We start from the raw sequence: 21262 nt of genomic DNA, 5'->3' as shown, positions 1-21262 counted from the left end.
TTGGGCCAGTGTAAATCATTGTGCAAAAGCTTGTTTGAGTCCCGATTTAATCGGGATGAGTTTGCTTTTGCGTGCACTATCAGCCAAATTTTTCCGCTCAGAATTTATAGGCTTGACTTCTTTGCATACTTTCTGTTGGTTCGGCAGTCCGATCAAGACAGAAAGTATGGGCCTCCACGGCCTGAGTGGAAAGAGAGGAGGTAAATATGGCCGATGATCGTAGTTCGTCATCCCGGACGCAGCGCAGTGAAGATTCGGGATCTTCACCGATTGGAAACGCGTATGAAGGAAATTTCTCATCAGAGAAATTCCCATTCTCCGAATGCCTCTCGATCCTGGAACACTCCGGTAAACGCCTCTATGGAGACCACTTCCGGATCATCGAGGAGGATCACGAAGTAATCTTCAAACTTCTGGTGTACTTTCTTCGCGACCAGGAGAACGCTGATCGGTTAGGCATCTCCTTCAGAAAAGGCATCCTCCTCACAGGCCCCATTGGTTGTGGCAAAACATCCTTGTTGAATCTGATGAGATACATCTCAGCAGTCCATACCCACCACATTATGGTGCCATGTCGGAAGATAGCCTTTGAGTTCAATAAAGAAGGCTTTTCTGTAATCCAGAAATACAGCGATCACTCTTTCGTTACAAGTAACCAGGACTGGACAGCTAAGATCTACTGCTTCGATGACCTGGGAGCTGAGACCATCATGAAGTACTACGGCACCGACTGCAATGTTATGGCTGAGATTCTTCTCAGTAGATATGATCTGTTCATCAGCCATGGCATGCTAACACACCTTACCACAAATCTTTCAGCTTCAGAAATAGAGGAGGTATATGGTCAGAGAGTTAGGTCCAGATTGAGAGAAACGTTGAACCTCATTTCATTACACAACGCTCCTGATAAAAGAAAATGAAGAGATGTGCTTAATGCATTCGCTTATATTTCAATAAAGGATAAACCCCAATTATTAGGGTTTATATCAAATCAAAATATAATGGCAAAAGACACCAATGCTCTCTCCATCTTGCTATTGAGACAAATAGCGCCATAAGAATTAGATTTATTTGTTGCACTATATTGTATGGAGATTTGTAAATACGAAATACATGTCTTATGTTTGCTCCATGTCGCATAGTGTAAAAGAAATAGACTTAAAGGAAATTGCTACCATACGTACTGGATATTCCTTTCGAGGTAAAATAGAATCGGGTTTCGATTCATCATTTATTCCGGTGGTACAACCCAAGGATATAACTGGTGATTTTTCTCCTGCAAGAATGGATAGACAACTCATTTCCAACTATCAAAATCATGCACTTCAAAAGGACGAGATTCTAATCGCAAACAAAGGCGTGAAGTTTTCAACATACTTAATTGATGCCGAACTCATTGGAGGTGTTGCCTCATCATCATTCTTTGTAATATCTCCTGATGTTAATAAAATCATTCCTGATTTTTTAATATGGTATCTAACACAAGATGAGGCTTTAAACTACCTTAAGTCAAGCTCAATAGCATCTACAATCCCCTCATTAAATAAGAAGTCTTTAGAGTCGCTAACCATTGCTCTGCCGCCGATTGATGTGCAAGAGAAAGTGGTTCATATGAAAGAGTTGGTTCAGACAGAAGAATTAGAACTCCTGAATTTAATTCAGACAAGAAAAGAATTATTGAAGTCATACGCCTTTGAACAAATCCATACAAGATGAAATGGCAACAAGATCATATGAATAACAACTCAGGAAATATCAATTTCATCAACATTGATAATTTGACCATTCAATTCGCTCCTGAAAAAGAGAAGAAAACTTCCATTTTCACCAGAATCAGCAAATTCTTTGGCCGTGTCTTAAAACTCGTTGGCTTAACTAAGGGAAACATATCATGACTCATGAATTTCAAAAGCTACTATGGAATACATATTCCAAATTTCACTCCTTGGGAGTAAGAGAAGATCAGGTTACCAACTTTCTCCTATTTCATTATTTGTGGGCTTTCTCAGCTTATAAATACCACATCATTAGACCTTCAGATGAATTGAAGGATATTGATATTTTCTTGCATGAATTGCAAGAGTATATGCCCGATGCAAACATTTGGTATGCAGAAATACAGGGCCTGTATCGGGGGGTGGAAGAAAGGATCGTCCCAATAACCCATTCAATTATTGAGTTCTTCAATCGTCATGAAAATGAGGATTTTTGGTCAAATGAAACAATAGATGAGATTTTAGAAGTTTTTGAAAACGTCATATCAAAATCAAAAAACGCACACCAACTCTTAACACCTTCTGATGTAGCTCAAATATTATCTGGATTACCAGAGAATAGAGAAATACATAAAGTGTACGATCCTTTTTGCAGATCAGGAAACCTCCTAAATATGGCCAACGGTCATGGTGATTTAGGTATTGGTGAAGCACCGGATGCATTTTCCGTTAGGTTCGCAAAAACAAGATTCTTTCTGTTACAGAAACTCAATGTATCAATTGATCAAAAACCAGTAGTAGGGTTAAGAGGAGCTGAACCAACAGAAAAATTCGATTTAATACTGACCAATCCTCCTTTTGGTAAAAATCCGCCTGATACACATAATGGATTTGGCTACTACTCTAGTAAGTACAAATCCAATGACTTGGCGCTTTCCTTCTTTACCCATGCACTTGATTCGCTTTCGGATTCTGGCTTATTGGGCATAGTGACTCCCGCTGGAATGCTATCCAACTCAGGTATTTATGTTGATTTGAGAAAAGAGCTTATTGAAAAGAATATGCTTGAAGCGGTTCTCATTCTGCCTCAAAAAATCTTTTACGGTACCGGTGTGTCTACGTCGATCTGGGTAGTCAACAAACAAAAGAAACAAGACAAAATACTACTAATCAATCTGTCAGAGAAAGGTCGCAAATCAAAGGAAAGATATGAACTACCTCAATCGGTTATTCAACAAGTGTCTGTAGAGCTCTCGGATTTTAGATCTGGCTTGCTGACCGAGAAAGATCACCTTATGGTAGTGAACCCAGGTGAATTAGATGAAAACTTGAATCTCAGTTTCGATTACAATTTTAATAAACGTTTTCAACGACAAATAGAGTATGCTTCAAGTGTCGAGCTAATACAGAAATGCTCGGACATTCAATCAAAAGTATCTGCAATACAAAAAGAGATCAGCAGTTTGGTTGAAAAGTGAAGCAACGACTAAAAACAAAACCATTATTTGATAAAAATGATACTTTTCAAGAAATTAACCCTATCTCTTAGATGAATACCGCTGTTCATAACAAACTCGTTTCCTTTATTTGGTCTATCGCTGATGACTGTCTCAGAGATGTTTACGTGCGTGGTAAGTACCGGGACGTCATTTTACCAATGGTGGTTCTCAGAAGACTGGATGTTTTGCTGGAGCCAACCAAAGACGATGTGATGGAGGAAGTTCGCTTTCAAAGAGAAGAAGCTGGATTCACCGAGTTGGACGCTATTGGACTTGGAGAAGCTTCTGGTTATGTGTTTTACAATACCAGCAAGTGGACGCTTCAGCGGCTGCAAAATACAGCTACTAACAGCCAGCAAATCCTACAGGTCAACTTTCAGGAGTATCTGAATGGCTTTAGTTCCAACGTAAAGGAGATAGTAGAGAAGTTTAACCTGCCGAGCCAGATCCAACACATGGCCAATAAGGATGTGTTGATGGACGTGTTGGAGAAGTTTACGTCACCATATATCAACCTGACGCCTAATGAAGTGGTAGATCCGGACGGGCGAAAACTGCCAGCCTTGACCAACCTGGGGATGGGCTATGTGTTTGAAGAGCTGATCCGAAAGTTCAATGAAGAAAACAACGAAGAAGCAGGAGAGCACTTCACCCCGCGAGAGGTAATTGACCTGATGACGCATTTAGTATTCGAACCCATAAAAGACAAACTTCCACCAGTAATCACCATTTATGATCCGGCTTGTGGAAGTGGTGGAATGCTAACGGAAGCGCAGAACTTCATCAAAGACGAGGAAGGGGAGATCCGCGCTATTGGAGACGTGTACCTATATGGAAAAGAGATCAACGATGAGACTTATGCTATTTGTAAGTCGGACATGATGATCAAAGGAAACAACCCGGCCAACATTCGGGTAGGCTCTACACTCTCTATCGATGAGTTTGCAGGTACGTCTTTCGATTTCATGTTGTCCAATCCACCTTATGGTAAATCATGGGCTACGGAGCAAAAATACATCAAGGATGGTAAGGACGTGATCGACCCACGATTCGAAGTAGTACTCAAAGACTACTGGGGTAACAATGAAGACTGTGATGCAACTCCACGTTCTTCGGATGGACAGTTGCTTTTTCTCATGGAGATGGTCTCCAAAATGAAATCCTTGGGCACAAGTCCGCTTGGATCGCGAATAGCATCGGTACACAATGGCTCTAGTCTCTTTACAGGAGATGCTGGTGGTGGTGAGAGCAACATCCGCCGATACATCATCGAAAACGATCTGTTGGATGCCATCATCCAAATGCCAAATAACCTCTTTTACAACACAGGCATTACAACCTATGTCTGGCTGTTGAGCAACAATAAGCCAAACAGCCGTAAAGGCAAAGTGCAACTGATAGACGCTTCACAGCGTTTTGAAAAGCTTCGCAAGAATTTGGGTAACAAAAATTGTCAGTTTTTGTCTGAGCACATCAAAGAGATACAGGATGCTTACATGGCCTTTCAGGACGTAGAGCGGAAGGACGAAAAAGGCCTGGCAGCAAAGGTTTTTGACAATGCAGACTTTGGCTACTACAAAGTAACAATTGATCGACCAAAACGTCTGAAAGCACAATTAACCGAAGAGCGCATAGCCGAACTACGCTTCGATAAGACACTCAAAGAACCGATGCAGTGGGCTTACGAAACCTATGGAGAGCAAGTGTACACTGACCTGAAGTCCATAGCCAAACCAATTCTCAACTGGTGTGAGAACAATGACATGGATCTCAATGCCAAAAAGGCTAAAGCACTCACCAGTGCAGATACCTGGAATAGACTCAAACTACTCTACGATACAGCATCTGATTTGATGAAAACCATCGGCACTGAAGAGTACAGTGACTTCAACATATTCAAGGACTTGGTGCAAAAAGTGCTGAAAGCCCAAAAAAGCAAACTCTCCGGAGCGCAGGTCAATACCATCCTGAGTGCTGTGAGCTGGTATGATGAGTCTGCCGAGAAAGTAGTGAAGAAAAAGCAAAAACTCTCGGGTGAGAAGCTCACTCAACTACTGGAACGACTGGGCTGCACGGCAGAGCAACTGCCGGACTATGGCTATTACCCTTCAGGTAAGAAGGAAGAATTTGTTCTATATGAATCCGAAAGTGACCTTCGCGACTTTGAAAATGTGCCGCTCAGGGAAGAAATCCATGCCTACTATCTCCGTGAGGTAAAACCACATGTGGGGGAAGCCTGGATAGACCTAGAGAAAACCAAGATCGGCTATGAGATCAGCTTCAACAAATACTTCTACCAGCACAAGCCACTAAGAAGTTTGGATGAAGTAACTACTGAAATCTTAAAGTTAGAACAGGAAAGTGAAGGTTTAATTATGGATATTCTAAACCTCAGCTAAGATGGAAATCATACAGCAAAACACGTTCGAAAAGTACCCCGTTTATAAAGACTCTGGTATTTGCGATATTGGAGACCTTCCAGATAATTGGAAGTTGAATAGGTTCAGGAACCTCTTCTCATTTTCGAAAGGATTAAATATTACAAAAGAGAACTTGCAGGAAGATGGGATTCCTTGTGTTAATTATGGAGAAATTCATTCAAAATATGGGTTCGAGGTTAATCCTGAAATAAATGTTCTTAAATGCGTGGATGAAGATTATCTCCTAGATTCCCCTAAGTCCTTATTGAAATATGGTGATTTCGTTTTTGCGGATACTTCTGAAGATATTGAAGGTTCTGGAAACTTTACATATCTCAACAGCAATACAAGAACTTTTGCAGGATATCATACGGTAATTGCCCGACTTAAAAAGACGGATATAGATCATAGGTTTTTAGCATATCAAATTGATTCAAAATCCTTTAGAGATCAAATTAGAAAGGCTGTAAAAGGTGTTAAGGTTTACAGTATAACCAATGGGATATTAAAGAATACCACTCTGTGGTTTCCACCACTTCCCGAACAAACCGCCATTGCCCACTTCCTCGATGAGAAGACGGCTAAGATCGATCAGGCCATAGCGCAAAAGGAGCAGCTGATCACCTTGCTGAAGGAGCGCAAGCAGATCATGATACAAGAGCTGGTCACTGGCAAAAAAGTCTGGAACGGCACCACCTGGGCCGCACCCGAAAAGACTAAAGACTCTGGCATAGACTGGATTGGAAAAATACCTGTGGGGTGGGAGGTGAAAACCAATAATCTCTTATTTCAAGAAAGAAAAGAGCCAGGACAAGAAGGGCTTCCATTATTGTCAGTTTCTATTCATACAGCAGTCTCCAGTGAAGAAATTGATAGTACAGATAATATTCAGGGAAGAATAAAAATTGAAGATAAGTCAAAATATAAATTTGTAAAATCGGGAGATATTGTATTTAATATGATGCGTGCTTGGCAAGGAGCTATCGGTGCTGTTAGAGTAGATGGAATGGTAAGCCCTGCATATGTAGTTGCTAAACCTTTGGCTGATTTTAATAGTGATTTTCTTGAGTTTCAATATCGCACACCAGATTATATTCAGCAGATTGATCGATTTTCAAAAGGAATAACTGATTTCAGAAAGAGGCTTTATTGGGACGAGTTCAAACAATTGAATGTGATCTTACCTTCAAGAGAAATACAAGATTTAATTTCCGATTTCATACATTCAGAATCCTCCAAAATCGATCAATCCATATCCTTTCAGGAGCAGCAGATCGAGAAGCTGCGGGAGTACAAAGCCACACTGATAGACAGTGCAGTGACAGGGAAGGTAATGGTATAGAATAAGTTAATTTGCAGTAGACATTTGAAACAATCATGGAAATAGAATTTAAGATAGCTGAAGGAGAATTTGTAGTTGTTTCTCCTTTTAGGGTCATTGGTAAAGAAGGAAAGACGAATGAATTCCAATTGCTTGATTCAGAAAAACACTGTTGGATGGAATTGAGTCTGGATAATAGTCGGTTTTCCTTAGAGTCAATAGACAATAGAATAAATGAACCTGATGACATCATCCGAGACAAACTTGATTCTTTGGTTATCAAGGTTATAGAAGCAGAGCAGGAAGGAACAGATTTAACCGAATTGCCAACTATTCAAGAGGAGCGTCCATTCAATCCTGATGAAATTAAAGTCAACGCAAAACAATTTAGCTTAAGGTTAATTACTGAGATGATTGATAGTGAGGATATGGATTTGTCACCTGACTTTCAACGAAATTTTGTTTGGAATAATTTTCAAAAGTCAAGGTTGATTGAATCCATTCTGTTAAGAATCCCTCTTCCAATGTTCTACTTTTCGGAAGATGAAGAGGGACGAATTTCTGTTGTAGATGGACTACAGAGAATAACTACAATCAAAGAATTTATGGATAATAAGTTTCCGCTTAGAAATCTTGAATATCTCTCAGATAGTTGCGACGGAAGATACTATCAGGATGAAGATAAAAAGAAGGGACTTGATCCAAAATATGTACGCTGGTTCAATCAAACACAGTTTTCCGTTAATGTTATTGATCCTACTTCTCCTTCCAAAGTGAAGTATGATATATTTAGAAGGATCAATACCGGTGGAAAGCCTTTGAATAATCAGGAGATAAGGAACTGCCTTTCTGGTAAAGCACTCCGGTCAACGTTAAAGCAAATGACCGAACTTGAAGAGTTTAAATCTGCAACGGACCATTCTATAAAATCAACAAGAATGGAAGATCATGAGGTGGCATTAAGATTTGTTTTATTTCATAGAATGATTGAAAAATACGGAAGTATTGAACAATACAATGGCTATATGGATCCTTCTTTAGATGATTTGACAGATGAACTTCAATTTTCAAAAGAATCAGAATTAAGTAAGTATGTTGATCTGTTTTCTAATTCCATGAAAAATGCAGAATACCTCCTTGGTGCAAGATATGCATTTAGAAAGATTACACCTGATGATTTGGAACCTTATGCTTATAAACAGCTTATCAATAAGGCTCTTTTCGCATCCTTGTCTGTTTTGTTGTCTGAATTCGATCACGAGGAGATAAAAAATCAAAACTCTCAGAATTCACTGCAAATGCCTTTGGCAGAACTTATTGAAGATGACGGCGAATTCTGGAACTTTTTATCTTATGGTACAAATGGTAGAAGCAACTTGTTGTATTCTTTTGGTAAAGTTCAAGAGTTGATCAATCAGCACCTCAATTTTCAATAATGAAACAGCTATTAATCAATAATTTCAAGTGCTTTCGAAATATAGAAATTCCAATAAATGGGTTGACAATATTTGCAGGAGCTAATGGAAATGGAAAAAGTACAGCGATTCAATCACTTCTATTTTTAAGGAGGACTATTGAACATTGTGCTAAATGGGAAGATGGGCAATACCAAATGCTCGAACCAGGAGACTTGCGTGTAGAACTTAACGGGGCATATTGTATGTCTCTTGGGACAAGTTCCGGCATAATACCTCATTCTTCAAATGCTAAATCGCTTTCCTTAGGTTTTCAACACGAAGACAAAGCGTTTATGGTGGATTATGAAGTTGAGGATAATAAGCTTTGGCTCAAACCATCTAATGTAAAAGGAGGTGATACATTAAAAGATGATCCATTATTTTATCAGGAGTTCTATTACCTGAATGCTGAAAGAATTGGTCCAAGACTAAGTCAGACAATTCAATTTTATGATTTCCCAAACACTGGATTTAAAGGAGAATTCGTAGCTCAATTAATTGGTGATGCTGAATCGAATTACTCTTTTAAGGTAGATGAGCTTCGTAGAAATCAAAACTCAAAAAGTCCGCGACTTGAGCAGCAAGTTAATGCTTGGTTAGATTATTTAATGCCAGGGGTAGTAGTATCGGCAAATTATGATACTGAAACAGGATTCGCACAAATTAAACTCGAAAACAAATACACAAGGGGAAGACCAATTATTTCTACAAATATAGGTTTTGGTATAAGCTATGTTCTGCCGGTAATCGTAACCGGATTGATCGCTCGAAAGGGAAGTTATATGATCGTTGAAAACCCAGAAGCTCACCTTCACCCATCTGCACAATCTAAAATAGGTCAGTTTTTGGCTGTTATCGCAGAATCGGGCGTAAAAGTAATTGTTGAAACTCATAGTGATCATGTAATTAATGGAGTGCAAATAGCCGTAGCGGACAAAAGAGCCAGTTCAAATATTATTCAAACAAATTTCTTTGATCAACTTGAAGGTAGTGATCAGCCAAATATTGAGCACATTCTACTAAACGACCGGGGTGAGTTGTCAAAATGGCCCCATGGATTCTTTGATCAAAATCAGGTTGATTATCGCTCTTTGATTAAACTGAGAATGAATGGATAGTTTATTTTTACTCAATGAAGCTATGCAATTTGCTGATTTTGATTCTCTTATTAGTGGTTGTGATGATTTGATGCTGATTGAAAAGGAATCAACTGACATCTTTTATAAGCATGAAAGTTTTTATGCTTCCGAAGCTGGGAACTTGTTAATGCAAAACCAAAGTCAAACTGCTGGTTTTTTGCTGGGCTTTTTAGAAAAGGATTTCACATACTTGGATTCATACCTTAATTCTGAACAAATTCTTACCAATTATTTTGATCCCAATCCTAGTGCTTTTTTAGGGGTAGATTTTGCTGGTTTAGGAGTATCTAATAATCGGCAAATTTCTAATAACCAGTCCTATAAGGATTTTAAAAATTTTGTTCTGAGCTTAGTTAATCCTAATAACTTTTGGAGTTATAGAGAAAGGCTTTTACCCAACCTCGTCTTGTGTGATAATGTTGAAAGTCAGGTCCTTTTATTGGGAGACTCCTCTCATTTTCGTCAGGTTATAGATCGTCTTTGTACGCTAAATCAATACGTAGGTCAGTGGAATTCAGGAGAATTTAGCTACAAAGAGGTTAATAAAACAACTAACTTAAACTTATCTCCAGAATCTTCTGGTACGATGGCCAAATTTGGTAATCAAAGAAAATTTTCATTACCTGATGGTTCTAGAGAAATCTTTGAGTTACATATTAAAACCGGTGATTTGAGGTTTCATATATTTCCGAAGGATGGTGAAAGAACAGTGTATGTGGGGTATATAGGGGGTCATTTGGATACAATTAGTGGATAATCATGCCTAGCCAAACCAACGAACAAGCCTTAGAATCAGCCATTGAAAAGTCACTGGTGGGTATTAGCCAAGAAGAACTTACTGCGGCTGGTGGTGCTGCACAGGAGCCTCCATCCGGCTATGGTGGTCGTGGGTTCTTGATGGGTAATACTGGTGATTTCAGTCCGCGCTATGCCATAGATGAGGTCCGGTTTTGGGACTTTCTGGAGCAGACCCAGGCGAAAGAGTTGGAGAAGCTGCAACGCTCAGCGGACTGGAAGCTGAAGATACTGGAGCGCTATGACCGCATGGTCAAGAAGTATGGCATCCTGCGCTTGCTAAAGAAAGGATTGGAGGTAGAAGATGCCCACTTCACATTGCTCTATCAGTTGCCCCTGGCCAGTAGTAGTGAACTGGTAAAAAAGAACTTTGAGCTGAACCAGTTTAGCGTCACTAGACAGGTACAGTACAATCAGGACAATGCCCGGGAAGAAATCGATATGGTGGTGTTCATCAATGGTATTGCTATTGCCACCCTAGAACTCAAAAATGCCTGGACCCACCAAACAGCCAAAGTACATGGCATCAAGCAGTACAAATATCAGCGAGACATCCGCCAGCCCTTGTTGCAGTTTGGTCGCTGCATCGTTCACTTTGCTGTAGATACCGATGAGGTCTATATGACCACTCGGCTGAATGGAGGTAAGACCTTTTTCCTACCCTTCAATCAAGGGAATAACCATGGTAAAGGCAATCCCGTCAATCCATTTGGTCATCGATCTGCCTACCTGTGGCAGGAAGTCTTCACCAAAGAGAGTTTAGCGAATATCATTCAACACTTCATACGCTTTGATGGCAAGCCCAACGATCCGCTGAATAGTCGCACGCTGTTCTTTCCTCGTTACCATCAGATGGATGTGGTGCGCCGATTGCTCAAAGATGCTAGTACCAAAGGCGTAGGACAGACCTATCTCATCCAGCACTCAGCCGGGTCGGGTAAATCCAACTCCATTACCTGGTCAGCCTATCAGCTGATAGAAACCTACCCAGAGCGGGACGGTCTGCCCGGAGGTAAGACCATTGAGCAGCCACTGTTTGATTCCGTTATCGTGGTGACTGACAGGCGTTTGCTGGACAAGCAGCTCCGGGAAAACATCAAAGAATTCTCAGAAGTCAAGAACATCGTGGCACCTGCTTTTTCTTCCAGAGACTTGAAACAAAGCCTGGAGCAGGGCAAGAAGATCATCATTACCACCATCCAGAAGTTCCCGTTCATCATAGACGGCATTGCTGATCTGAGTGATCGCACCTTTGCAGTGATCATCGATGAGGCGCACAGTTCGCAGGGAGGTACGGCTGCTAGCACTATGAACCAGGCCATGGGTATGAGCCAAAGTGGAGAGGAGGAGGAAGATGAGCAAGACAAAATCCTCCGCGCCATGCAGGCGCGCAAGATGAAAGGCAATGCCTCGTATCTGGCCTTCACAGCCACGCCAAAGAATGCCACATTGGAGCGGTTTGGTGTAAAGCAGGAGAATGGATCATTCCGTCCGTTTCATCTCTACTCTATGAAGCAAGCCATCGAGGAGGGCTTTATCCTGGATATATTGGCCAACTACACCACCTATAGGAGTTATTATGAGATTGAAAAATCGATAGAAGACAATCCGCTCTTCGATACCCAAAAAGCACAAAAGAAATTAAAGGCTTATGTAGAGCGTGATGCCCGCACCATAGCCACCAAGGCGGAGATCATGATGGATCATTTCATCACCAAAGTGATCAATACTAAAAAACTCAAAGGACAAGCCAAAGGAATGGTGGTAACTCAGAGCATTGAGTCGGCCATTCGCTATTACCAGTCCATCAAGCAAATACTGGATGGGCGTGGCAATCCATTCAAAGTGGTTATTGCGTTCTCGGGAAAGAAGCTAGTGGATGGCATAGAGTACACAGAAGCAGACCTCAATGGCTTTGCTGAAAAAGACACGAAGGATAAGTTCGATGAAGATGACTATCGCATTTTGGTTGTTGCCAATAAGTACCTGACGGGATTTGACCAGCCCAAGCTATCTACAATGTACGTGGACAAAAAGCTACAGGGAGTCCTGGCAGTACAAGCCTTGTCAAGGTTGAATCGCGCTGCTGATAAGTTGGGCAAGAAGACTGAGGATTTATTCATTCTTGATTTCTTCAATAGTGCTGAGGATATCAAAGCTTCCTTTGATCCATTCTATACGTCTACCACATTGAGTGGAGCCACTGATGTAGGCGTACTGCACGAGTTAAAAGGAGTTTTGAGTGATGTGGGGGTGTATGAGTGGTTAGAAGTTGAAGACTTCACTTCCAAATACTTTGATGGGGTAGATGCCCAAGAGTTGAGTCCAATTATCGAAGTAGCCGTAGAGCGTTTTGATCAAGAACTGGATCTGGAAGATGACGAAATGATCGATTTCAAGATCAAAGCCAAACAGTTTGTGAAAATTTATGGTCAGATGGCTTCCATTATTCCCTATGAAGTGATTGACTGGGAAAAGCTCTTCTGGTACCTCAAATTTTTGATACCGAAACTGATTGTGAAGACGACTGAGGATCAGCAAATGGATGACATCTTAGAGTCGGTTGATCTTTCCACCTATGGTTTGGAGCGTACCAAGCTCAATTATGCCATTGGTTTGGATGATGAGGAAACCGAGCTAGATCCGCAAAATGCTAACCCTAGAGGTGCACATGGTACAGATGAAGAAAAGGACGAGTTATCTGAAATCATCCGCACCTTCAACGAGCGTTGGTTCCAGGACTGGGAGGCCACTCCAGAGGATCAGCGCGTTAAGTTTGTTCAGATTTCCAGACACATCAAAGCCCATCCGGACTATGAGTCCAAGTACTTGAACAACTCAGATCCGCAGAATAGAGACATTGCTTTTGATAAGATCCTTCGAGATGTACTAGCGGCACAGCGCAGACAAGAATTGGAGTTGTATAAGTTGACCACCAAAGATGACGCTTTCTATCGAGCGTTTTTGGACACGATGAAAAGAATTACAGGGCAGAAAGGAATGGGCAATAATGGGTAGACTCCTTTCAAGTTTTAAGTAAGTAGTTCTTCTATGCGATGCTTCCAGAGTGGAAAGCTATCAATAAGGGAAGAGTTCTTGTTTTGATGCTTTACATGATTGAATTTCAAATCCTGATCTTGAACCTGGGTTCGATAAGCCCTTTTGTAGTTTTCCCTACCTGATTCAAGAATTACATTGAGTATCTCTTGCATGCGTTGGTAGTGACGTTCATTAGTGCCAGTATATTTATCAAAGGACCAGATGTAGGTTGCATTGGAATTCAACAACTCCCAAATAAAGTGATTCTCAGTTTTGCCCTCCACAAAAAAGATAAATCCAAAATGAGGATGATTAGTGAATCTGAGCTCGTGTTTGTTTGAGTGTAGTTTGCCGGATAAATAAATGAGTTCTTTCCGGTTTCTTATATCTGAGTTTTCAAGGAACAAGTCAAGAAGATCCTTGTCAGTTTGTCCAAATACATTTCCAAGGTTAGGTTCCTCCTGATCACTCCCAAAGAATTCTTCTGCGGTGAACATTGATTGATCAACCGTTCCAGTGGTCAGTTTTTTTCTTAACCCCATAGTGCGATCCACTTTCACACCATGGATCAGTTTTTCGTCGATGCGATCAATCAAACTCGATTTAGCTTCGACTTCTGTTATTTCACCGTCCTTGAATTTAATATGGACTTTTATTGGAATCTTTTTGACTCCTAGCCTCTTGGCGAACCAAAATTTGATATGATCGAACTCAGGTAATAGGTGTGAGTTAGGGATTAGGAAGTCCACCTTTTTTGAGGAAATACTGATGTGATGGTCAAACCTTACTCCTCCTAAAACGATTGTCACCTCACTAAACTCTTTCTTAAGAGAAAGGTCGAGTGTTTGTTCTCTTTGAGCTGGTTTTGTGGTTTCGTTGGAACGCGGAGTATACGTAGTTGTAAGAGAACTGTCAAAGGGATTTACCGGAGTGTAAGTTTCTTTTTTGTGATTCGTAAGCTTGCTTTTGGTGTAGCTAATCAACTGGGGTTCCAATTTATCCCAAATGAACAATTCCCCATTATCTCTTGGGATAAACTCTAAGCCTTCGATTAACTCCTTAGGTTGTTGATCCTTAAATAGATTGAGGTCGTTCTCATTATAACCGACAATTTCCACCTGCAAAACCTTAGAATCTTTATGGAACCTTTCCATTCGTACTTTCCAGTAAATGGGGCGATCATAGGAAAACGTCATGAAATTCATAGGTAGATTTGTTCTGTCAATATCTACACCATCTGTTTCATTATACCAGATGTAACTATTGGTCATTTTGAGTATTAGATAGCGGTTCATAAGGTTAGGTGTTTTTCTTTTCTACCTTAAAAATTGTGCCATTTTCAATTTAAATTAATTTTCTAAATCCCTCCAGGTCCTCTTGTAGCCGATGTGTTGGCAAGCCTTTCAAAAAATCTATACTCTGTTTGCATTTACAGTCCTTGTATTTTTTGGATCCACAGAGGCAAGGTGAATTTCTCGGAGGCAAGCTATTTGTTAATAACCGTTCCAGGAATTTCACAATCAACACCGGGTCACTTAATTGTAACTCTTGATGATAGAATTCTACGATTCCCTCAAAATGGTGACTCCACTCTCCGTTCGCATACTCACATTCCTGATCATAGTATAGTTGATTGGTAAAAAATGGATAGACAAAGTCTAAAATGAATTGACAAAGATGGATTCCTTTCGAAGCTACTTTCAATAATTTATGATCCATGTCCATGCAGCATATTCCTTCTTTGGAAATATGCCTTTCCTCCTCGTGAGGCACTTTTTTGCTGGTCTCTATGAGGATAGGGACCGAAAAAGGATAGTTCTTTCCTGTGATCAATAGAATGTCATACGAATCCCAAAATACTCCCTTCTGATCACAAATGTCCAATTTGCCAATGATGACCATACTATGGAATTCTTCAGACCAGATATATCTTAGTTTCGGAAAGCGATCTTCTACATCACTAAATTGCTTTTTAAAGAGCTTGACGTCCAACTTAAAAATTGTAATATGGATTACTCTTGATGGCTATGGGCCTGATGTTATCCGAATGTCTAACTTCGTAGGGCGCTGGAAGTTGAAATGAAAGTCGGTTTTCCTTATCAGTGATAATGAAGTCTTGACGCTTGAGGAATTTCAACCAATCGAAATCATGTTGAGTATATCTAAAATTCTCATCTCGAATCTCAAAAATGTATCGATCACTTTCGTTTCCGGTTCTATGACATACTGGAGTAATTAAATCATGGTCAGTTTTCATTTCTTGCTTTACATGATCTCCAATGACTATACCATTGCTAGTCGCAAATGCTTGCATTTTTGGAGCAAGACTAGTGTGTAAACTACAGGTAGTAACTTCACTTATTTCTCCAATTCCTGCATTGTGCCATAGCACATCATCATCATGCCCAAGATCAATACCAATACGAGTATTGATATCCTCAATACCATCTTGACTCAGCACCATTTTAAGATCATTTTTAACAAAATAGCTGAACAAGCTAGTGCTTAGAAGTGCTTGTTTCACTCCTTCTTCCTTAGTTACATTCTTGCCTCCGTAATAAACGAAGAGGCCATCACCCTGAAGACGATGAATATATCCGCCAAAGATTAGGCAGGTATGTATTGCAGCTTTTTGGATCGTGTCATTCACTATCAAAACGGCTTCTGGTAGATATTTCTTAAATAGATCCGTTGATTTTTTGATATCTATGAATGTAGATATGATATAGTGCTTTTCAGTATCGTTGGTTCCTTTCAAATGTGAAAAATCTGGATGCAAACCTAGCTTTTGATTGAAATTAGGTGTCGAACCGATCTCCTTGGCTAACTCTTTTAAGCTTGGAAGTAGAGAATCATCGGAGATTTTCTGAGCTAGATTGATTGCTGAAAGACCTTTTTGAATGTTACCTCCAAAAGAATCAAATGATTCGGTGTACATTTTTCTTTTCTTGCCAGAGCGCATGGCAAGTTGAATATTGTCTAGATAGTCTTGATATATGTTCATGGCTTACTTTGTAGTATTTGATAAAAAAACGGAATGGTAGATGTGAGGCTCAGAAACAGGAAAACACCAGCATTTCTGATTCTGATATATTTAGACTGAAGTCCAGCTGAAAGAATATGGATTTGTCTAGTAATATCCTTTTCGAAACTATCAGTACTAATTTGTTCTACTTCTTGATGAAACTGCTTGAATGATCTATTTGCAATAGAACCAAAAAAGATCATGGACTCATAATCATAGGATTTGCCATGATTTAGAAAAGGAAGAATCGCCCATAGCACAAAGGCAACGGATATAAGAGAAAGCAATACAACGAGCATAAAGGTCAATAAGAGCCATATATCATAGGTGTTTACAACACCATCTGATTGAAATGAAGCTAAGCACCCTCCTAAAATGAACGTATTCACTCCAAGGAAAAATGTTCCCTTTAGGTTCACTCCATTGTAGTAGTGGTCAATTCGCTGTAATATGAATTTTAGATGGTTTAATTTATCCATATCAGTTTGATTTATTTAATCCCCAAATAGCCAGAATAGAAAAAATGAGTAGTCCCGCCGCAGAAACCTGTCTACTTTGTCTTCCAGCTCCCCAGGCCTCTGTAACAAAATGCTCACAGTTAAATTGGGTTAGGTGATAATTCATTCCAATCATAGAGTAGGCTTTGTTGATTACCTGATTTCTCTTGTAGGAATTACCTTCAAATCGTTTTATCTGTTCGAGCTTCCTTCCATTTAAAAAAGAACTCAAACCAATGATACTTACCCCCCGTTCTGGATGGTTATCAATTACTTGACCATTACCCACATAAAGGCCATAATGGTCTATTACCCCTAAAAAACTTTTGTTCCTTACCAGTACATCTCCTGGCCGCAAGGAATACGCTATTTCCATGTTTGTCATATTGTTTATTAAAATTCTCAATTATCCATATTGCAAACATTATCAGTGATTGTTCAGTGATAGTGAACAACATCGTTTACCGTGGAAAAAAATGTGATAATTCCCCTTAATCAGTTATTTTGAATCATAAATAATCGATTAACCTTTATGCCGCCGAATAAGAAACCTCGAATTAGGTACTTAGCATATGATAGATGTTTAATGAACTCAGCTAAAAAGTGGGGATATCAAGAGTTACTTGATTATGTCAACAAGGACCTGACCTATCGAAAAATGGAGCCAATAGGTAGGACTACATTTTATAGCGACATTAGGGATATGGAGGTAGAATTCAATGCTCCTATTGAAAAATACCGAGAGGGAGGTAGAGTATTTTATCGCTATACAGACCCTGATTATTCATTTGCAAATCAACCGTTGAATGAAGAGGAGATCGAGCATATTAAGGATGCTGTTCTTATTTTATCACGATTTTCCGGTTTGCCGGGATTCGAATGGATGGATGATGTCATTTCAAAATTAGAACTTGGAACCTTTGAGGAGGTAGGTGACCCAAATATTATAAGCTTTGAGTCCAGTGAGTTTCTGAAAGGGAAAGAGTTTATTGGACCGATATTTCATGCAATTACAGAAAAGCAGGTTCTAAAAATCCTGTATCAGAAATTTGATGATACCACAGTCAAAGAACATCTTATCCATCCTTATCATTTAAAAGAGTATGATAGCAGGTGGTATGTTCTTGGGTATTTACCGAAACACGACACCTTAATTACTTTAAGTGTCGATAGAATAGTTGAGATTATTATCCAAATCAATGCGGGATTTATTGAGAATACAAGGTTTGATTTTATGGCTCATTTTGAAGACTTGATTGGGATAAGAAAAGACAATGAAGCCGAACCAATAAAAATAAAGTTGAAATTTTCGCCACTAATGGCTGATTATGTTAAAACAAAGCCACTTCATGGATCTCAGAAAAAGATTTCAATAGATGAAGATGGTAGTTTGATAGTTTCTATCGAGGTGATTCCAAATTTTGAGCTTGAAAACCTGTTGTTTTCATATAAAGATGAGGTGGAAGTGCTGGAGCCAATTACTTTGCGAAATAGGATGCAAGAAATCATTGAATCAATGTCTCGTAAATACTCCTGACTCATAAGCCATACTGAATAGCCTTAATTACTAATTCACCAATTCTAAAACTCAACCAGGTTGTTTATTTAGTAATTGCATATATCAAATTGTTAAGTTTATTATATTAAAAACTTATATTATATGTTATTCGTATGTATTTTTGTCAGCTATTATATCATAATCATATATAGCATTAGCTATAGGTTTATATGATAGCACACTATTTGGTATTACTTGAATTGTTATCATGTCTACTTCATCATCTTTAGTAAAAAAGCGAATTGAAAAAATGGAGCCAGGTTCTGTTTTTGGGTATGCTCGTTTTCAGAAAGATAAGATCGAAGAATCTGCTCTTGCCATGACTTTGAGTAGGTTGAGTAAGGAGGGCAAGATTATGCGTATAGCCAAAGGAAAATACTACAAACCCGAGATATCCAGATTTGGAGCATTACGCCCAAAAGAGTCAGCTATCATTGAGGCACTCACAACAAAGAATGGTCAAAGAATAGGCTATCTCACGGGCATTCCTATATACAACAGACTGGGTTTAACCTCGCAAGTATCTAATACCTTAGAGATTGCCACCAATAAACCACTTCCATCAAAAGAGGTACAAGGCTATCGTGTAAGGTATCAGAAAAGAACAGTTCCAATTAAAGATCAGGACATTTCATTACTTCAATTGTTGGATGCTATAAAGGACATCAAGGATATTCCTGATTCTTCTCCGGATCAGGTATTGCCTGTTGTTCTCAAGCAAATAAAGAGTCTTACTCTTCAGGAGCAGCAACGCTTAGCCAAATTAGCTTTGAACTACAATGCCGCTACTAGAGCTTTACTGGGGGCAATCTTTCAGAAGGTTGGTATTAACACAATGCTTAATCAGCTATCAAAGTCATTGAACAAGCTTACTAAGTACAATATTGGAATAAGTGAGCAAGTATTGCCTGACAAAAGAAACTGGAACATTCTATGACCTTTCACCAGTCGTCAGACTTTGAAGATGCCATACGTGCAGCTGCAGCACATTTCAGACTTAGGGACATATTTATAGAAAAGGACTATTGGGTGACTTATGTCTTAAGAAATGTTGCACAGGCCAATTCAAGTGATCAAATAATTTTCAAAGGAGGTACCTCATTGTCCAAGGCCTTCAATTGTATCGATAGATTCTCTGAAGATATTGATCTGGCCATATTAAAAGAGGAGGGTATAACGGATAATCAACTAAAAAGGATCATTAAGGCAGTTGAGACAGAATCTTCTAATGGACTAGAATACTTCAAACACCCTAATGAAGAAAAGAGAGGTAGAAACAGAAGGACTTTTTACAACTACCCACGTGCTGTTGAAGAAGAGACATTTGATCCTGTAAAACCACACATTCAGCTAGAGATCAATTGCTTTACCAATCCTGTTCCTTTTGAGAGGAAAACTATTCAGTCCTATGTTGCTCAGTTTCTATCCAATGTAGGTGAGGAGGAATTGATTAAGGAGTATAATCTGGAGGCGTTTGAAATCAATGTATTAAAACGAGAACGAACCTTTTATGAAAAACTCATGTCTTTGGTTCGGCTATCCTATGAAGGGTCAGATGAACTAAAACAGAAAATCCGACACTTCTACGATCTACATAAACTTCTAAATGAGCCAGACTTGAAGAACTCACTTTTAGTGAAGGAGAACTTTGAGCTCATTACTTTGGTGCTTCAGGATGATCAACAGAATAATACCTTCTCAGGTGATTGGGTATCACTCCCTATTCATGATTCCCCATTACTGAGAGACATAAATCAAATGTGGGCTCCATTAAAAGAAACATACCAGGGAGAACTCTCTAAGTTAATCTGGTCAGATGATCTACCACCTTCTGATGCTATACTGGATTCATTAAAGAAAATTAAGTTGTTCATCCAGACTTACAGATTTTAATGTAGAATTAAGGCTTCTAAGCGAATCTTTTACCAAGGAGCTTTTTCCAGATATTTATTGCTCTCTGTTTTTCTTCAGATGAAAGCGCTTCAAAGCCTTTTGTTACAAAGCTCTCAAGAGCTTCACGAAAATTGGATTGCTGCTCTTTGGTAAGTCTATCTAAAACATTGTCATTCGGAGCAACAGGCATCTCGCATGTCCATGTAAATTGAAAATTATCCTTAAGGTGTTCCAGAATAGCCGCTGCAGTATGTACCAAAGCCACATCGTCACGTTCGTTTTCTTTATAAAATTGAATTGCCCAAATGGTGAAAACTAACCCACTTGGCATCTTAATTCTCTTTTTTGAATGATAATGATCTGACCAAGCTTTCATGTATCTTATTATCCTAATCTTCTGATCATTATAATGGGTATTTTCAACTACCCAATCCTTAAATATTTTGGAATCGCAAAGTTCCCATTCGTCTTCTTTATCGAGGTTGCCTAAATAGTACTCTTCACCATTATCCGTATAGTATATAGGCATATCAATGTGAAAATCCCCCTGATACTTCAATCTTACGCATCGGGATAACAGACTAACACCAAGAGTCGTATGTCCCATTAAGGCAATCTTGATGTGCTTTTGGATAGTTGAGTACGCCTTTTCAGGCTTTTGGAAAAAGTATATCCCTACATCAAGATCACATTGATCTTCACTATTGCGGATCATAGTCCCATTGGCGTAAGATCCCTGTTGTTAAAACTTTGGTGTTGTAAAGTTTTTCTGACTTTCGAAGTATTTTCGAATTGCATTTTGGATTGCTTTCCTTGCCTGTTTCAACCTTTTCACTTTTGAAGGTGGAATGTTCAAATTCGTGTTAAAGGTCTCGAACTCATCTTGACAGTTGGAATTTTCGGG

General features: G+C 39.3%; 18 protein-coding genes and 1 pseudogene. 13 read left to right on the top strand and 6 right to left on the bottom strand.

Annotated elements, in window-relative coordinates:
- The first annotated feature begins 185 nt into the window (after window positions 1–185).
- The 10 genes from ACO067_RS08540 (at window position 186) to ACO067_RS08495 (ending at window position 13364) form a co-directional block, all read left to right on the top strand.
- Window positions 186–920, top strand: coding sequence for an ATPase (locus ACO067_RS08540; RefSeq protein WP_421873009.1), 735 nt, complete (start codon window positions 186–188; stop codon window positions 918–920).
- 211 nt (window positions 921–1131) lie between these two features.
- Entirely contained in the window at window positions 1132–1716 is a 585-nt protein-coding gene (locus tag ACO067_RS08535; RefSeq protein ID WP_421873007.1) for a restriction endonuclease subunit S, read from the top strand.
- Window positions 1713–1895, top strand: coding sequence for a hypothetical protein (locus tag ACO067_RS08530; RefSeq protein ID WP_421873005.1), 183 nt, complete (start codon window positions 1713–1715; stop codon window positions 1893–1895). The genes ACO067_RS08535 and ACO067_RS08530 overlap by 4 nt, the downstream gene beginning before the upstream one ends.
- A gap of 149 nt (window positions 1896–2044) precedes the next feature.
- Window positions 2045–3193: an HsdM family class I SAM-dependent methyltransferase gene (locus ACO067_RS08525; RefSeq protein ID WP_421873003.1), complete on the top strand. Its 1149-nt coding sequence runs from the start codon at window positions 2045–2047 to the stop codon at window positions 3191–3193.
- Between the two features lie 71 nt (window positions 3194–3264).
- Complete coding sequence (locus ACO067_RS08520; RefSeq protein WP_421873001.1) at window positions 3265–5613, top strand: type I restriction-modification system subunit M; 2349 nt, start codon at window positions 3265–3267, stop codon at window positions 5611–5613.
- A gap of 1 nt (window position 5614) precedes the next feature.
- Window positions 5615–6976, top strand: a complete 1362-nt coding sequence (locus ACO067_RS08515) for a restriction endonuclease subunit S (protein WP_421872999.1) — start codon at window positions 5615–5617, stop codon at window positions 6974–6976.
- 35 nt (window positions 6977–7011) lie between these two features.
- Window positions 7012–8391, top strand: a complete 1380-nt coding sequence (locus tag ACO067_RS08510; protein WP_421872997.1) for a DUF262 domain-containing protein — start codon at window positions 7012–7014, stop codon at window positions 8389–8391.
- Window positions 8391–9530, top strand: coding sequence for an AAA family ATPase (locus ACO067_RS08505; protein WP_421872995.1), 1140 nt, complete (start codon window positions 8391–8393; stop codon window positions 9528–9530). The genes ACO067_RS08510 and ACO067_RS08505 overlap by 1 nt, the downstream gene beginning before the upstream one ends.
- Window positions 9523–10308, top strand: coding sequence for a hypothetical protein (locus ACO067_RS08500; protein ID WP_421872993.1), 786 nt, complete (start codon window positions 9523–9525; stop codon window positions 10306–10308). The genes ACO067_RS08505 and ACO067_RS08500 overlap by 8 nt, the downstream gene beginning before the upstream one ends.
- 2 nt (window positions 10309–10310) lie before the next feature.
- Complete coding sequence (locus tag ACO067_RS08495; RefSeq protein WP_421872991.1) at window positions 10311–13364, top strand: type I restriction endonuclease subunit R; 3054 nt, start codon at window positions 10311–10313, stop codon at window positions 13362–13364.
- A 14-nt stretch (window positions 13365–13378) separates the two neighbouring features.
- Here ACO067_RS08495 and ACO067_RS08490 read toward each other — a convergent pair whose 3' ends face one another.
- Genes ACO067_RS08490 through ACO067_RS08470 form a run of 5 tightly spaced genes read right to left on the bottom strand, consistent with a single transcriptional unit; the run spans window position 13379 to window position 17283 of the window.
- A complete protein-coding gene (locus ACO067_RS08490) occupies window positions 13379–14680 on the bottom strand; it encodes a hypothetical protein (RefSeq protein ID WP_421872989.1) in 1302 nt (433 codons plus the stop codon).
- Window positions 14681–14729: 49 nt separating this feature from the next.
- Window positions 14730–15377, bottom strand: a complete 648-nt coding sequence (locus tag ACO067_RS08485; protein ID WP_421872987.1) for a hypothetical protein — start codon at window positions 15375–15377, stop codon at window positions 14730–14732.
- 1 nt (window position 15378) lies between these two features.
- Window positions 15379–16389: a hypothetical protein gene (locus ACO067_RS08480; protein WP_421872985.1), complete on the bottom strand. Its 1011-nt coding sequence runs from the start codon at window positions 16387–16389 to the stop codon at window positions 15379–15381.
- Window positions 16386–16889 (bottom strand): Pycsar system effector family protein, encoded by a 504-nt coding sequence (locus tag ACO067_RS08475; RefSeq protein WP_421872983.1) that lies wholly within the window; start codon window positions 16887–16889, stop codon window positions 16386–16388. Before ACO067_RS08475 ends, ACO067_RS08480 begins: the two co-directional genes overlap by 4 nt.
- 1 nt (window position 16890) lies before the next feature.
- Window positions 16891–17283, bottom strand: coding sequence for a lecithin retinol acyltransferase family protein (locus ACO067_RS08470; protein ID WP_421872981.1), 393 nt, complete (start codon window positions 17281–17283; stop codon window positions 16891–16893).
- A 282-nt stretch (window positions 17284–17565) separates the two neighbouring features.
- On the opposite strand from ACO067_RS08470, the gene ACO067_RS08465 reads away from it, so the two are divergent.
- The 3 genes from ACO067_RS08465 to ACO067_RS08455 all read left to right on the top strand — a co-directional run bounded on the left by ACO067_RS08465 (window position 17566) and on the right by ACO067_RS08455 (window position 20358).
- Window positions 17566–18444 carry a helix-turn-helix transcriptional regulator gene (locus ACO067_RS08465; RefSeq protein ID WP_421872979.1) on the top strand — a complete coding sequence of 293 codons (879 nt, stop codon included), beginning with the start codon at window positions 17566–17568 and terminating at the stop codon, window positions 18442–18444.
- 229 nt (window positions 18445–18673) lie between these two features.
- Window positions 18674–19402 (top strand): DUF6088 family protein, encoded by a 729-nt coding sequence (locus ACO067_RS08460; RefSeq protein ID WP_421872977.1) that lies wholly within the window; start codon window positions 18674–18676, stop codon window positions 19400–19402.
- On the top strand, window positions 19399–20358 hold the full coding sequence (locus tag ACO067_RS08455; RefSeq protein ID WP_421872975.1) for a nucleotidyl transferase AbiEii/AbiGii toxin family protein: 960 nt from the start codon (window positions 19399–19401) through the stop codon (window positions 20356–20358). Before ACO067_RS08460 ends, ACO067_RS08455 begins: the two co-directional genes overlap by 4 nt.
- Before the next feature lie 16 nt (window positions 20359–20374).
- On the opposite strand, the pseudogene ACO067_RS08450 reads toward ACO067_RS08455, so the two are convergent.
- Window positions 20375–21088 (bottom strand): annotated as a pseudogene (locus ACO067_RS08450) (cyclic GMP-AMP synthase DncV-like nucleotidyltransferase); the annotation flags it as partial.
- Between the last annotated feature and the right edge of the window lie 174 nt (window positions 21089–21262).

The sequence above is a fragment of the Marinoscillum sp. genome (genome assembly GCF_965229915.1).
Lineage (GTDB): Bacteria > Bacteroidota > Bacteroidia > Cytophagales > Cyclobacteriaceae > Marinoscillum.
This window is presented reverse-complemented; position numbering and strand designations above follow the sequence as displayed.